Origin of the sequence: uncultured Brachybacterium sp. (assembly GCF_947500705.1) — a bacterium.
In the GTDB taxonomy this organism is placed as follows: domain Bacteria; phylum Actinomycetota; class Actinomycetes; order Actinomycetales; family Dermabacteraceae; genus Brachybacterium.
This window is the reverse complement of the sequence record NZ_CANMSY010000001.1, coordinates 348,689-361,163: the sequence shown is the minus strand read 5'-3', so window position 1 is coordinate 361,163 and position 12,475 is coordinate 348,689. Positions and strand designations below refer to the sequence as shown.

Sequence of the window (12,475 nt, the reverse complement as noted above, 5' to 3'; positions counted from 1 at the left end):
CATCTCCCTGGGTGGTGGTTCGATGGTCTGTGGATGGCGCGAGGGCGTACGGAAGCGCCCGCGCCGACGGGTGGTTCGGAGGAGCCCGGGTTCAGGTCCCGGCGTGCAGTCCGCTGATCACATGCAGCAGCTCGGCGCCGTGGCCGGGGTCCGGGAAGTGGGCTTCTGCGAAGAGCGACTCGATCGCGTGCTCGGCGCCATGGCGCTCGGCGAAGGAGGCGAACAGCCGCTGGGACGCGGCGTTGTCCGCCGTGATGGTGGTCTCGAGCGTTGCGACCTGCGGGAGGTCCGCCAGCAGGGCGTCGAGCAGGCGGGCGGCGAGGCGCTGCCCGCGCTGGGACTCGTCCACGGCGATCTGCCAGATGAACAGGGTCTGCGGCGCTGAAGGTCGCAGGTAGCCGAGCACGAACCCGACAGCTTCTCCCTCACGCACCGCCAGGCGGGTGGTCGCCGCGAAGTCGCGGGCCATCAGCAGGTAGGCGTAGGAGGTGTTCAGGTCGAGCGTGCCGCTGTCGCGGGCGATCCGCCACATGGCGGCGCCCTCCTCCGTGGTGGGAGGGCGGAATTCCAGGTCGGAACCCGGTTCGGTCGTCTGCTCGGAGGTGGACGGGTGGTCTGCGCTGTGCGTCATCAACGGGCCCATATCGCCGTCAACGGTATCGAGAGCAGCGACGCTTGGGGAGCCCCCCGGGGGCCTTCGGAGGGGTCTCCCCGGAGTGTCGTGATGCAACTGTAACCGCCCGTCGTCCGGGAATCGGATTGTCGGACAACCGGGTTCTATTCATAGCGACCTGGGACGATGTCGTCTGCCAACAGGGAATTTGCGCGCCCGGAGCGGCGCAGCTGTGGGGTGCGTCACGTGGCCGCGATGCGGGACACACCCTCGCGTACACGTACACGCGCGGGTACGACACTGTCGCCGAGAGTGATCGCGGAGGGTGCAGGCAGGGCCCCTCCGCGAGCCACCTCGCTACTCTCGTGCGCATGAACCCCCTCGAAACACTCAACGAGTTCCTCGGAAATGCTGAGGGCTGGCTCTGGACCTGGGCAGGGATGCCCGTGGTCGTGGTGCTCGGTCTCTACTTCACGATCCGCACCGGTGCGGTGCAGCTGCGGATGATTCCCGCGATGCTCGGCGCCATCACTCAGAAGGCCCAGCGCGAGCCGGTGGGCAGCGGGCGTAAGCGCACCGAACGCACCAAGTCCCTCAGCGCCTTCCAGGCCTTCTCGGTCTCCGCCGCCGCCCGCGTGGGCACCGGGAACATCTCCGGCGTGGCCGGGGCGATCTTCCTCGGCGGGCCAGGTGCGCTGCTGTGGATGTGGATCATGTGCATCGTCGGCGGCGCGGCGAGCTTCATCGAGTCCACCCTCGCGCAGCTGTGGAAGACCCGCTCTGCGGACACCTACAAGGGCGGTCCCGCGTTCTACATCCACCGCGGGCTGGGCAGTCGCGGCTTCGGCGCGTTCTTCGCGATCCTGTTCATCTTCTGCTTCGCCTTCGCGTTCACCTCGCTGCAGGCCAACACCATCGTCGATGCCGTCTCCGGCGCCGTCGCGCTCTACACCGATCCTGAGGGCCTGTCCTGGCTCCCGATCGTGCTGGGCGTGGTGCTCGCGCTGCTCACCGCCGGGATCATCTTCGGCGGCATGCGCCGGGTGGCGTCAGTCGCGCAGAGGATGGTGCCGATCATGGCGCTGATCTACCTGATCATCGGCATCGTCATCGTCGGCATGAACCTCGGCGAGGTGCCCCGGGTGCTGGGCCAGATCGTCACCGAGGCATTCAACCCGCAGGCCGTCATCGGCGGCGGCATCGGTGCCGCCATCGTCAACGGCGTCCAGCGCGGCATGCTCTCCAACGAGGCCGGCATGGGCTCGGTCCCCAACGTCGCCGCCACCGCCTCGGTGAGCCACCCGGTCAAGCAGGGCCTGGTGCAGACCCTCGGCGTCTACTTCGACACCCTGCTGATCTGCTCGATCACCGGGTTCATCGTGCTGGTCTCCTTCCCCGACGTCTCCGTCGGCGGAGAGGGCCTGATGATGGTGCAGGAGTCCTTGGCCTCCAACCTCGGCTCCTGGGCCGCGGTGCTGCTCGCCGTGATCATGTTCCTGCTCGCCTTCACCTCGGTGCTGGGGAACTTCTCCTACGGCGAGGCGAATATGCACTTCCTGACCGCCAAGCGCGGCTGGCATGTTGCCTTCGGCATCGCCGTGGTGGCGCTGGTGTTCCTCGGCTCCGTGATTGCGGTGGACCTCGCCTGGACCATCGCCGGGGTGTCCATGGTGTTCATCGCCCTCATCAACCTGGTGGTGATCGCGATCCTCACGCCCACGGCGGTCACGCTGCTGAAGCACTACAACGCCCAGCGCGCCCAGGGCCTGGACCCCATCTTCCTGGCCTCCGACCTGCCGGAGATCAAGAACGTCGAGGTCTGGGAGGATGTGGACGTCAGCGACTACGTGCGCGAGCGCGAGGCGGCCAGCGCTCGCTGAGCCGTCCGGGGGTTCGCTGCGCCGGTGGTGCACCGCCCGACGCCGGGGAGCTGGGCCACGCCCGGCTCCCCGGCGTCCTCGGCACCGCTCGCGCGCCGCTAAGATGATCTGGCCCGCTCGGCGGGCACGGGCCTGTAGCTCAGTGGTAGAGCATCGGACTTTTAATCCGCGGGTCGTGGGTTCGATCCCCACCGGGCCCACTGCAGGTCAGGTCAGAGAAGTTTCCCCTAGGGGAAAGCCTCCGGATCGGGGTTGACAGCAGCTTTGACAGCAACGCGGCTGTGTGTGCTGCGCTGGACGGGCATGACAGCAGCCGGGTCGAAACGGACCGTTTATGGCGCAAGCTGCAGATTGCACTCGGATAGCCTGGATGGATGACCATCACCATCTCGATCGATTCGCGGAAGCTCGACATCCTCGGCATCATGTCAACCACCGCAGGAGGTCTCGGCGTCGCACTTACGGTCTGGGCGCAGCTGGCGCGGCAAGAGCTGTACTCGTTCTATGTGTTCAACGGGCATGGGACGGCGGACAGCCTCTTGCTGATCCCGTTCATTCCAGGGCTGATCTGCGCGATTCTCGCCCTTTGGCTTGGCGTAGTCAGTCTGCGTCGCCGGTACAACGGGAGAATGTGGGCAATATTGGGCCTCGTGGCGGGCACCATCGCGGTCGCCTTCATGGTGTCTGGCGTACCCGTCGCTTTGTTCCCTGACCCCCGGATCCCCCAGGGGCCCCTGTGAAGTTCAACGCTGCCCGCGCCATACCGCCACCTTGCCCGCGCAACCCCCAGCCGACCGGCGGTGTTGCTTCGACGCTATGACACCTCTATCTGGCAAGACCTTCCAGCCTTCGTCCCCTGTGCTCACATCCTCGAAGCAAGGAGATCTGTAAATGGGTCCCAGCGACCGGCCAGGAGTGGTTTGTCTCTGTGGCTCCCTCCGCTTTCAGGACCTCTTCGAGTCGGAGCGGCGGCGTCTCACCGCGCTTGGGAAGATCGTGCTCGCGCCCGAAGCGATCGATGAAGAACTGACGCCAGCACGACGTGAGGCCCTGGGCGAACTGCATCTACGACGTATCGACATCTCGGACGAGGTTCGAGTGGTGAGCGAAGGTGGATACCTCGGATCGGCGACACGGCGCGAGATCGCCTACGCGAGGGAGAAGGGCAAAAGTGTCAGCTCTACAGACTCTGGCCTCGAGCTCTGATGCAGTCAGACACTCGCCAGTCAGCTCATCGTCAAGGGACAGCTGAGCCGACCGCGACGGGCTAACTGAGCTACGGAACGAAGCGCTCCGGTCCACCCGAGGCCATTGCCGTCGGGATGATCTGGAACGCGTACAGCCCCGCTGACACGCCGACGGCGATCAGCACCAGCAACAGGCCGTTTGTGCGGTATGCCTTGAAACCTACCGGTAGCAGTGCGAGGTGATAGACCGCTCCCACAAAGAGGACCGGCACGACGCCGAGGAACCAGCCCGAGCCGCCGGTGCTCGAGAAGTTTGCATCAGTACCGTTGTACTGACTTGAGTAGGCGGCAGAGATCCAGAGCCATCCGACCACCAGCCCTACGGCCGAGCCGGCGAGCATGACCCAGAAGCTCTCTCGCGACGACTTCAGGGAAGACGCAGAGCGCGGCGGTGCGTCCTGCGGTAGAGGCGCGGCGCGATTCATGCACAGCATGCTCGCATACGCACTCGCGGCGCGGACCTAATCGAGGCAACGGAAGAGCTATCGTCGGCCCGTGCGCTCGCGAGGCACTGACCGCATCGAGGTACTCCGGGGCCAGTGAGCGAGTAGGCATCGCATGATCTGTGGTTCAGCGGGCGTCAAGAGCTCGAGTTGCGTCTCATGAGGCTGAGGATCTCGGCCTCGCTGACCGGCCTCCGCCAGGCGTCCCACCCCACATGAATCTGTCGAGGGAGCTCGGAGTGCACCGCCGCGTGCGAGTGGGTGTGCCCGTGGAGGAGCCATTCGCCGCAAGCCTCGAGTTGCCATGCGATGAATCGGAGGTCCACCTGGCCGGCTGTTCTGTAGGGGAAGTGGGAGAGCATCACCGGGATCCGGCCCGAGTTTCCTCCCGGAACCGTGACCCGCGCTGCCGTGCAGACGTACTCGATCCCGTTGCGCAGCAGCTCTTGCTGAGCGGAGATGGCCCGTTCGCGGAAGTGGGGATGCGCACGGTCATGGTTGCCCAGGACGAGGCGGATGCGACCGTTGAGGCGTCGGAGGAGGCTCGCGATCTCGGTGGTGTGCTTGAGGGTGAGATCGCCGAGGTGCCAGATGACGTCCTCAGCGCTCACCACGCTGTTCCACGAGGCGACGATGTCTTCGTCGTGAGCGCGCACGTGCTCGAGTGTGACGTCGTCCCGGGAATCCGCGCCGGGGGCATGTCCGCGCTGAAGGGCCATCAGTCGGTGGCCGAAGTGGGTATCGGCGGTGAAGAACGTCCTGATGCTGTCAGCACCCATCGCGACCTTCCTTCATCTTCGAGCGTTCCTCGTCCGGGCAGCCGTCCCAGCGGTCGCTGAAGTCCTTGGCGATGGCCAGGGCGACGGGGAGCTCGTAGCTGGCGTCGACGCTCACGTTGACTCGAAGTGCCGCTGTCTCGAGTGCCATCCGGAAGTAGTGACAGACCGTCCGCAGGCCCCACAGCTCCTTCAGGATGGCGGCGATGTCGCTGTGTCTGAGGCGGTGTGGCACCGGTACCGCGACGACCTCTTCGGCGATTGCCATCCGCAGCTCGACGGTGAGCGGGCGATGGCCGCAGTCCGACCACTCGAGGCCTTCGGATTCTTGCTTCCAGACGTCGGCGACGCTCACGTACTCCGGAGAGGGGGCGTCATCGACCAGCGGGAGGCGGCGCCACGCGTCGTCGGCGAGGGGAGGGACTCGCGTGGGGTCGAGACCGAAGTCGGAGCTGGTCCGCTTCTCGGCATCGGGCTGGAGTCGCCGTGAGCGGAGCACCTTCGCTCCAAAGCCCTGGTTCCAGATCGGTCGACTCTGACCGATGCGTTCGTACACTTCCTCAGTCCCGATGCGAACGCGGTCATAGTTCTCGTCGCCGAAGAGGGCGACGGTCCCCGCGAACGGCTCCCGGTGCCACAGCCCGGTGTTGGCCACGTACGCGTACTCCGACACCCCGTCGTCGGCGACGATGATGCCGTTCTCGTCGGGGTGGCGGTCGTGGAAGACGCGGTAGAAGTCGACCATCGTCAGTCGTCGCCGAGCAGCAGCGCCCAGGATTCTGCGTACTTGTCCGCGAGCCGGCTCCTGGTCGTTCCGTCGAGCAGCGCGGCGCGCTTCGGATCGGTGTTGTCGATGAGGTCTGCGGTCTTCACGACTCGAGCCACTGCATGGGCGCGGATGGCCGCGAAGTAGTCGGTTCGTGCGACGTCGGGCATCTTCGTCAGCCGGTCCACCGCCTCGAGCACGAGCTGAGGGAATCCTTGCTCGCGCAGATCCTCGAGGGTCACGTCGGTGTCTTCGACGACGTCATGGAGCCAGGCTGCCGCGATGCACTCGGTGCGCAGATCGGCCGGAGCGATGAGCGCTGCGCGCTCTGCGACGCGACGGGGATGGTCGATGTAGTCCAGGCCAGATTTGTCGGTTTGCCCGGCATGGGCTCGGTGCGCGATGGCTTCGGCGCGGTTGATGGGATCCAGGGGAACCTCCTGAGGTTCTATGTGCGGGGGATCTGGTCGACGTCCCAGGGAGTGATCCACTCGGGCGTGCCGTCGGACCGTTCATTGTGGAGCTGAGCATCGACAACGAGGGAGTGCTCGTCCGTGCCGATGTCAGCGTTGAACTTGGTGATGGACGCAGCGCGGAAGATGAACGATCCGCGAGTGTGGATGCCTCTGCGGGCGAGACGGATGAACTCCCGAGCTTCGTCGACCTTCTGGAAGAAGACTCCCTGAGACGCGCCCTTCAGGGAGCGCCAAGCGGCGATGTAGCCCACCTCAATTTGGCTGTCGTCAGTGTGACGCCGCCTCGGCATCCGATCGACGTACAGGATCGGCCCCGGAAGTCCGGGGGTGGCATAGGTCGGACTCCCGGAGCTGTGCGGCGCTGTGCGGTCCTCGCGCTCCGGGTTGCTGCCAAAGAACGAGTGCTCGGACAAGTCGCTCACGGCGATGGCCCCGAGGACCTCGAGGGAGGGAACGAGCGGGTGTCGCATAGTGATTCTCCTTGTCGATTCAGTCGGTGGAAACGTAAGTGGATCAGCGCGAAAATGCAAGGTGACCTGGGGAATCGTAGTTTCGTACTTACCGAAACTCGTAGTCTCGTAGATTCGTATTCTCGGCTCCGAAGAGCGCGTCCATTCGCTTCGCGGATTCGTCCTGGAGGGCCGGGATGACGTGCGAGTAGGTGTTCATCGTGACTGCGATTGCGGAGTGCCCGAGCAGCTCCATGACCACGCGCGGGGCGACCCCTTCCGCGAGAAGCAGTGAGGCGCAAGTGTGGCGGAGGTCGTGCAGTTTCACCCGGCGCAGCTTGGCCTTCTTCAGCAGTGCCTCGAAGGCGCGGTTCACGTTTCGGGGCTCGATCGCGGTGCCGGCCTGAGAGGTGAACGCGAGCGTTGCCTGGTCAATGGGCAGCCCGAGCGAAGCAAGCTTCTCTCGCTCGGAGGTGCGGTGCCGGATGAGTGCGTCGATGCAGAACCCGGGGAGCACGACGCGACGCCGGGAGGTGTCGGTCTTGGGACTCTTCAGCCGCAGCTCACCCCGTGACCGCTGGAGGGACTGCACGACGTTGAGGTAGCCGTTGTCGAGGTCGATGTCTCCCCAACGCAGTCCCAGCGCCTCGCCGCGACGGAGGCCGAGACCCACGTACAGCGTCCACAGCGCCTCCCAGGAGGTCCCCTGCGCAGTCCGGAGGAGAGTGCGGGCTTCGTCGGGAGTCAGCGGCTCGACGTCCTGCTTCGGAGGGGTCGGAACCACGACGAGCTTCGCGACATTGCGGGGCACCAGATCCTCGCGCATCGCGTGCTGAAGCGCCGACCGCAGGATGGCGTGCATCTGCTTGACGGTGGCAGGGCTCTTCCCTTCGCGAGCCTTGAGCGCGAGGAACGCGCGGACATCCGCTGCCGTGAGCTGGCCGAGCCGCTTTGCCCCCAGCACGGGGACCAGATGATTGCGGATGTACCCCTCGTAGGTCTGGAAGGTCGCAGGACTCAGCCTTGCCTCCTGGACGTCCCGCATCCAGGTCTCGAGGAACGCCTTGACCGTCAGCCGGCCCGGAGTGGCGGCGATGCCGGCTCGAGACTTCTCCTGAAGCGCGGCGAGCTTGTCGTAGGCCTCCTTCCGCGTCTTCCCGTAGACGGCCTTGCGCTTGCGCGTGCCCTCCGGGGTGAGGACATAGGCAGCACCCGTCCACCGACCGTCCTGGCGACGGTAGACGCTGCCCTCTCCGTTCGAGCGGCTCATGCCACGACGGGGGCCGGCTCGAGGTTCTCGACGTACGCGAGAAGATCAGCGGCCTTGATCAGTCGGGAGCGGCCGAGCTTGACGCTGGGCAGCTCACCGCAGCGCATCAGGTCGTACACCCGGGTCTTGGAGACGCTGAGCCGATCAGCGACCTCCTCAGCGGTGAAGCAGAGCTTGTCCATGGTTCTTTCCTTTCTCGTGGGGTTGGCGTGCAGCGCGTCGGGCGTCCTTCCACTCGCGTGCTGCGTCAGCGGCGGATCGGGCGAGTTCGGCATCACCGGGGGTGAGCCAGCCCTGTCCGACGAAGCGGAACTCGTTGAGCACGACGATGTGCTCGGCGGCGTCGAGTGGATCGTCCGTCGACGCTTGGTCTGTGTGTGTCTCGAGCTGCTCACGGTCGCGGTGGTACTTGCGCCGTGCATCGCGGAGCGTGCCGAGGGTGGTCGAGAACCGCCGGGACTTGCTGGCGAAGTGACCGCGGAAGCCGAGGGCGTCGGCCCACTTGCCGAGAAGCGCGTAGGGGCTCGAGAACCCTTCGTGCAGGAGCGCGCGACCGCACAGCTCAAGGCAGGTCTCCCGGAGCTGCTTCAGGTGGCGATTCGGAGTGCCGTCGACAGCGACATCACCGGCTGCCTTCGTCGCGTACTTGGCGAGGTAGCCCGACACCATCTCGGGGGAGACGTCCCCGTCATCGTCGGAGTGGCGCCGGACGGGTCGAGCGTCGACCTGGCGACCGAAGCGGAGCACGCGGGTGCCGTCGGAGCCATCGACCGGAGGAGCATCGACCTCGATGTCGCTCGCAGCCTCGAGGCAGCGCTCGGCGAGCCACGAGGCGGGCACATCGACGGCAGGAGAGGGGAAGGGGTCGTCGTCTGACGGGGCGCCGTCGAGGCGAACGAGGGCGTGCAGGTGGATCGCGCCGCGCTTCTGGTACTCGCCGACCTTGGCGAACTGCACGCGGAGGAGGTCCCGCGAGGCCTTCTCACTCATGCTGAGGTGAGCGGCGACGAGGCGGCGCAGGCGGATCGTGAACCGCCTCCACAGTTCGGGGCAGTGCCACTGCCAGACCGCCTGGCCCTCGTAGTCGTAGCAGTCCGGGCACAGCGCCTGACCGACCTGAGAATCGTCGACGTCGTGGTGCTCCGTGCACCGACGAGGGCGGCCGTGCTCGCACAGTCCCGGCGGCGCGTTGACGGTGCAAGGCCGAGGCTGGGCACCAGGGCGAGTCGAGGAGTGCACGGCGCCGAACGAGGGGGCGGTCAGCGTGAGGAACACCAGCGGGTGCGCGGAGACGCTCTCCGGGACCCCTTGTCCCCGCCGGAGACCCCTGCGGAGAGGAGGTGCCACATGTCGCCCTGGTACTCATGGGAGCACGAGGGGCAGCGGGAGGCACGGCGATTGCCGCAGCGGACGTAGAGGACGCTGTCGGGCGGGCTGCGACTGTCGAAGGTGCTCAGGTGCTGTCCCGACCTGCGATCGAAGGTGCGCGCCTGTCCGAAGAGGCGGACGGGGCGGGAGCAGAATCCCGTCGAGGCGACCTGCTTTGACCAGTCTTCGAAGCCGTCGGAGAGCATTCGCGTGAGTGCAGTGGGCTCTTCCACGTCGAGGGAGTAGAGATCGCTGGCGCTCACGATGCCGTTCCTTCCGTGTCGGGCTTGGTCCGGGTGCGTGCCCGAGAGCTGCGCGGCTTCTCCGTCGGCTCCGGGATCACCACGGGGATCTTCGACGGGGCGGGGAACCGTTCGGCCGCGGCACGGATCAGGTCGTCGTAGACGAAGGCGGCGCGCACGCGGACGGGTTCGGAGCCGTCCTCGGGAACCACGTAGCCGATGCCCGGCGAGGCGAGCGGGATCTTGTGGCAGAGGGCTCCCGAAGCGATAGCGCCGTCACCGAGGACCATGGAGGTCTCCTCCCGATCACGCAGACGAAGCCCGACCATCTGGGTGAACAGGCCACGGTTAGGGATCGTCTCCTTCCGGGGATCCTGGAGGCAGGCGACCACGGTGTAGCCGACGGCACGGCCCTGCGAGCAGAGCAGCGACATTGCGGTGCGGGCTCGGTTCTTGAGGTCGCGGTCTTCGATGTATGACGTGAGCGCGGCGACCTCGTCGATCAGGACGACGACAAGCGGCTCATCGGCACTTGCGATGTGCTGGCGGGTGTTCCCGGCCATCCGCTCGAGGCGAGCGCTCATCGCTTCGACGGCGTCCTCGAGGACCACCACGGCCTCAGCGGGAGTGACCGCATAGCGGGTGAACAGGTCCTTGCCCATGCCCAGCTCGACGCCGCCCTTGAGGTCGATCCCGTGTACCTGTGCTTCGCCGCGTGCGATGGCGGGAGCGAGGCCGATGGTGACGCCCCAGACGAGCGATGCCTTGCCGGAGCCGGAGGAGCCGGCGACGAGGGTGTGGGTGCCCGCGATACGGAGCCGCCAGTCGTCGTCCGTCGTGTCGATCCCCATCCACACCGAGCGACCGTCCCACGGTTCATCGTGGTCGGGGAGCCCTCGGTTCACGGTCTCGGCGAGGGCATTGCCGAAACTGAAGGTGAGGGTGGGGGAGAGTTCTCCGGTCACGCGGAGATGGGTTGCGCCGACGGTGGTTCGCAGCCGATCGGCGACGTCCTGGAAGTCCTCGACGGTCTGTCCAGTGAGGAGCGAGGGGAAGAGAACGAGTTGGTTGCGATCCCAGTGCTTGCTGGCGATCGAGGGAACCCGTGTGTGCTTCTCTCCCGCTCGATCGATGACGACCCTGGAAAGACCGCACTCTTCCATCAGCAGCGGCCAGGTTTCGAGCAGATCCAGCCAGAGCTCGCGGCGCGCGAGCGGGCGGGAGACGGCTCGGTAGTAGGTATCTGAGTAGAACCGGGCCCAGAGCGCGAAGTACAGCGCGATGGCTCCGACGATGGTGAAGGGCTTCCAGCTGCCCAGGATGTCGGCTGCGAGCCAGGTGAACATCGCGACGACGAACCAGAACCGGTGGAACCAGCGCACGTGACCCCATAGAGCGGCAGCGATCCACCGCAGTTCGGCGAGGCCGAAGCGGAAGGCGAGGGAGGCGGTGTGCATTGCTCACGCACCCCCGAACGCCAGCTGCCAGCCGAGCGGGATGACCTGCCAGAGCAGGATCCCGATCGCTGCGACGTTGAGCAGACGCATCGCCTTCCGCTCCATGATCACGCCGCCTCGGTGCTCGAGGTACGGGCGGAGGTCTTGGCCTCGGCGAAGCCCGTGGCCCTCAGCGAGTACGCGATCTTCGGGAAGTTCCCGTTGGTGTCGACGTACGGCGTGAGGGTGAGCCCCTCGAAGGCGACAGCGCGGAAGGGGCCGGTGGTCGGCCCCTTGGGCGGCACCGGCTGGTGGTCGGAGGAGACCTTCACGGTCGCCTCGGCCTGTCCCTTCCGGCTCTCCGGGTCGGGATCGAGCACTCGGACCTGCCAGACACGCTGGCCCGAGATCTTGTCTCGCAGCTGAGGGTCGACCTCGCCGGCCCTCTTCCTGTCGAAGTCATCGGCGGCCACGACCTCGCCGATCATGTACGCACCCTGGGGGAACACGTCCTCCATCTGGACGGGGAACCGAGTCTGGACTGCCATGTCTACTCCTAGTGGTTGAGCATCCTGGGTAGTTATCCCTAGTGATAACTACTGCTCTGAGACTGGCAAGCCGACGGGTCGCTGTCAACTAGGGATAGGATCGAGGTCCCAGTTATCCCTAGGTGAGGTTCGTATGGTCGCCAAGTTCGTGCAGATCGCCGACGAGCTGCGTGCTCGCGTGCGCGATGGGCAGTACGCCGAAGGCGCCGTGCTGCCCCGACAGTCGGAGCTGGCCACTGAGTTCGACGTCAACGTCAACACCGTGTCTGCTGCGCTGAAGCTGCTCGAGCGCGAGGGACTCGTGCAGTCGAGGCGCAGTCAGGGCACGGTCGTGCTGCCTCAGATCCCGCTGCGCAAGGTGGGGATGGATCGCTACTCGCGACGCCGATGGGAGAGTCCCTCAGGCGACGAGGACGGAGCGCCCTACCTTGACGAGCGCGGGTGGCAGCCGGCGGCTCAGTCCACCGAAATCTCGATCGAGCCCGCCACTGAGGAGATGGCTGGCCGGCTAGAGATCGACGAGGGAGAGGACGTCGTTCGGAGAGCGCGGGTGATCCGGGACGCTCGAGGCACCGTTACGCACACCCTCGTGAGCTACTACCCGTATCGCATCGCCAAGGGCACGCTGCTCATGAGTGAAGAGCAGGGGCCAGCAGGACATGGGGGAGCGTTCCGAGTCCTGACTGATCTAGGGCACGAACCGCACAGCATCAACGAGAGGCTGCACGCCCGCTTGCCTGACGGCGACGAGGCCCAGTCGCTCGAGATGGGCATCGGCGAACCGGTAGTCGAGATGCGTCGGCGCACGTACGACGGCGGTGGCGTCCCCATCGAGTACGCGATCGGCCTGCACCGCGCGAGCCGGTTCCAGTGGAACTACACTTTCGACGTTCCGGAGTGACAGTACACAGCCTTGGCCAGTATCGGCGGAAGCGCGACGAAGCGTTAGAGCCCACCAACC

General features: G+C 66.2%; 16 protein-coding genes and 1 tRNA gene. 5 read left to right on the top strand and 12 right to left on the bottom strand.

What is annotated here, in order from left to right:
* Window positions 1-91: 91 nt before the first annotated feature.
* Window positions 92-631, bottom strand: a complete 540-nt coding sequence (ectA, locus tag Q0937_RS01705) for a diaminobutyrate acetyltransferase (protein WP_299299066.1) — start codon at window positions 629-631, stop codon at window positions 92-94.
* A 353-nt stretch (window positions 632-984) separates the two neighbouring features.
* Between ectA and Q0937_RS01700 the strand changes: the two genes are divergently transcribed.
* The 4 genes from Q0937_RS01700 to Q0937_RS01685 all read left to right on the top strand — a co-directional run bounded on the left by Q0937_RS01700 (window position 985) and on the right by Q0937_RS01685 (window position 3,699).
* Complete coding sequence (locus Q0937_RS01700; protein WP_299299064.1) at window positions 985-2,493, top strand: sodium:alanine symporter family protein; 1,509 nt, start codon at window positions 985-987, stop codon at window positions 2,491-2,493.
* A gap of 128 nt (window positions 2,494-2,621) precedes the next feature.
* A tRNA-Lys gene (locus Q0937_RS01695) sits at window positions 2,622-2,693 on the top strand.
* 174 nt (window positions 2,694-2,867) lie between these two features.
* Complete coding sequence (locus Q0937_RS01690) at window positions 2,868-3,233, top strand: hypothetical protein (RefSeq protein WP_299299062.1); 366 nt, start codon at window positions 2,868-2,870, stop codon at window positions 3,231-3,233.
* Window positions 3,234-3,384: 151 nt separating this feature from the next.
* Window positions 3,385-3,699, top strand: coding sequence for a hypothetical protein (locus Q0937_RS01685; RefSeq protein WP_299299060.1), 315 nt, complete (start codon window positions 3,385-3,387; stop codon window positions 3,697-3,699).
* Window positions 3,700-3,769: 70 nt separating this feature from the next.
* Here Q0937_RS01685 and Q0937_RS01680 read toward each other — a convergent pair whose 3' ends face one another.
* From Q0937_RS01680 to Q0937_RS01630, 11 genes are all read right to left on the bottom strand, one after another.
* Window positions 3,770-4,165, bottom strand: coding sequence for a hypothetical protein (locus Q0937_RS01680; RefSeq protein WP_299299058.1), 396 nt, complete (start codon window positions 4,163-4,165; stop codon window positions 3,770-3,772).
* A gap of 155 nt (window positions 4,166-4,320) precedes the next feature.
* Complete coding sequence (locus Q0937_RS01675) at window positions 4,321-4,962, bottom strand: metallophosphoesterase family protein (RefSeq protein WP_299299057.1); 642 nt, start codon at window positions 4,960-4,962, stop codon at window positions 4,321-4,323.
* A complete protein-coding gene (locus tag Q0937_RS01670; protein ID WP_299299055.1) occupies window positions 4,952-5,704 on the bottom strand; it encodes a hypothetical protein in 753 nt (250 codons plus the stop codon). The genes Q0937_RS01675 and Q0937_RS01670 overlap by 11 nt, the downstream gene beginning before the upstream one ends.
* A 2-nt stretch (window positions 5,705-5,706) precedes the next feature.
* Window positions 5,707-6,216, bottom strand: coding sequence for an HD domain-containing protein (locus Q0937_RS01665; protein WP_299299053.1), 510 nt, complete (start codon window positions 6,214-6,216; stop codon window positions 5,707-5,709).
* The gene (locus Q0937_RS01660) at window positions 6,174-6,671 is read right to left on the bottom strand and encodes a hypothetical protein (protein WP_299299051.1); all 498 of its coding nucleotides are present in this window, start codon (window positions 6,669-6,671) and stop codon (window positions 6,174-6,176) included. Before Q0937_RS01660 ends, Q0937_RS01665 begins: the two co-directional genes overlap by 43 nt.
* Before the next feature lie 88 nt (window positions 6,672-6,759).
* A complete protein-coding gene (locus Q0937_RS01655; RefSeq protein WP_299299049.1) occupies window positions 6,760-7,920 on the bottom strand; it encodes a tyrosine-type recombinase/integrase in 1,161 nt (386 codons plus the stop codon).
* The gene (locus tag Q0937_RS01650; protein WP_053917083.1) at window positions 7,917-8,102 is read right to left on the bottom strand and encodes a helix-turn-helix domain-containing protein; all 186 of its coding nucleotides are present in this window, start codon (window positions 8,100-8,102) and stop codon (window positions 7,917-7,919) included. Before Q0937_RS01650 ends, Q0937_RS01655 begins: the two co-directional genes overlap by 4 nt.
* Entirely contained in the window at window positions 8,077-9,195 is a 1,119-nt protein-coding gene (locus Q0937_RS01645) for a replication initiator (RefSeq protein WP_363323182.1), read from the bottom strand. Before Q0937_RS01645 ends, Q0937_RS01650 begins: the two co-directional genes overlap by 26 nt.
* The gene (locus tag Q0937_RS01640; protein ID WP_299299042.1) at window positions 9,180-9,551 is read right to left on the bottom strand and encodes a replication initiator; all 372 of its coding nucleotides are present in this window, start codon (window positions 9,549-9,551) and stop codon (window positions 9,180-9,182) included. The genes Q0937_RS01645 and Q0937_RS01640 overlap by 16 nt, the downstream gene beginning before the upstream one ends.
* The gene (locus tag Q0937_RS01635) at window positions 9,548-10,987 is read right to left on the bottom strand and encodes an FtsK/SpoIIIE domain-containing protein (RefSeq protein WP_299299040.1); all 1,440 of its coding nucleotides are present in this window, start codon (window positions 10,985-10,987) and stop codon (window positions 9,548-9,550) included. The genes Q0937_RS01640 and Q0937_RS01635 overlap by 4 nt, the downstream gene beginning before the upstream one ends.
* Window positions 10,988-11,094: 107 nt before the next feature.
* Complete coding sequence (locus Q0937_RS01630) at window positions 11,095-11,514, bottom strand: plasmid replication, integration and excision activator (RefSeq protein ID WP_299299038.1); 420 nt, start codon at window positions 11,512-11,514, stop codon at window positions 11,095-11,097.
* A 148-nt stretch (window positions 11,515-11,662) separates the two neighbouring features.
* Between Q0937_RS01630 and Q0937_RS01625 the strand changes: the two genes are divergently transcribed.
* Complete coding sequence (locus Q0937_RS01625) at window positions 11,663-12,415, top strand: GntR family transcriptional regulator (RefSeq protein WP_299299036.1); 753 nt, start codon at window positions 11,663-11,665, stop codon at window positions 12,413-12,415.
* Window positions 12,416-12,475 lie beyond the last annotated feature (60 nt).